Source organism: Levilactobacillus fuyuanensis (genome assembly GCF_003946395.1).
Taxonomy (GTDB): domain Bacteria; phylum Bacillota; class Bacilli; order Lactobacillales; family Lactobacillaceae; genus Levilactobacillus; species Levilactobacillus fuyuanensis.
In genome coordinates, this window is sequence record NZ_RHNZ01000053.1 from 1 (window position 1) to 1,160 (window position 1,160).

Below are 1,160 nucleotides of genomic sequence, written 5' to 3' on the forward strand. Positions count from 1 at the left end.
TGCTAACTATCATAAGGGAGAGGCTTTCCCTTTTCAATTGCTTATTTTTCTATTTACACATAATTATTTAAACACTCTTATGGAGTTTAAAAATTATTTAAGTAGACTGTATCGAGACTTTCCAAACGATTTTAATCTGCATAATAGGCTTGATCCGGATAGTGATTCAAAAGAGTTATATGAGGATTTAACAAACATCTTTTTTTCAAGGAAATCGTTAGGTGATATTGGTTGTATAAGTGCAGAAGTTAAAGCACAGCAGTATGGAACAGCTCCAGAGTACTATACAATATTTATTGATAATGATGACATTCTCCTTTCTCCGGATTATATTGGCCCCTCAAAGTATTGGGCGCATAAGGCTCATCTATCTGATAATGAGATTATGGACTTTTTAATGATTTCACGGGAAATTGGCGGGCATATTGTATTTCCGCGTGGTACGAGGCCGGTACCGACAGTTAATCAAGCTCGTGGTGGGGAAAAGGGCTACTTTGATAGATTTGATTTAACGTTGTTTGCAATAAAGAGCTGGTTTGAATGTCGAAGAGAAACGCGGTTGTCTGAAGCTATTGAAGGATCTAAGAAATGGTTCAATCGATTCAGAAACTTTAATCACTTTATTAGCTTTTTCAAATTGGAAATGTTCTTGACCCCCGATGGTGAGGTCTTAGATTTGGTAAATTCAGACCTAGTGCAGGGGAAAGCAGTAGTGCTGATGACCGAACAGATTTCAATACCACAAAAGCATGATGAATATCAAAGATTTGTAGAGAATTCAAATTTGCTGATTAAGAAACGGACGAAACTGTTGGTATATGGGACTGAAAACTTGTCATCAAATTAGCTAATGTCTTCAACGAAAATTTAATAATTTTTAGATGTATGATAAAGCTTAGTTACATGTAAATGGCAAGCTGTAAATTGTTGGCTTTCCTATATCTTTTCGATGCCGGGTTTAGTATTTTCATAAACTAAGAAAGCCGCCACTACTAGATTCAAAATCCAGTAGTGGCGGCTTTCAATATTTCAAAGAAATCAATTTTAAAGTAATATCGATCTAGTTATACTGTACTGCAGCATGAGTGTTTAAATAATTATGTGTAAATAGAAAAATAAGCAATTGAAAAGGGAAAGCCTCTCCCTTATGATAGTTAGCA

1 protein-coding gene is annotated in these 1,160 nt (G+C 35.1%); it reads left to right on the forward strand.

Annotation, left to right across the window (positions count from 1 at the left end; translation table 11 throughout):
• On the forward strand, positions 1–847 hold an 847-nt coding region (locus EKM73_RS12705), incomplete at its 5' end, for a DUF6994 family protein (RefSeq protein WP_225421422.1).
• Positions 848–1,160: the final 313 nt, after the last annotated feature.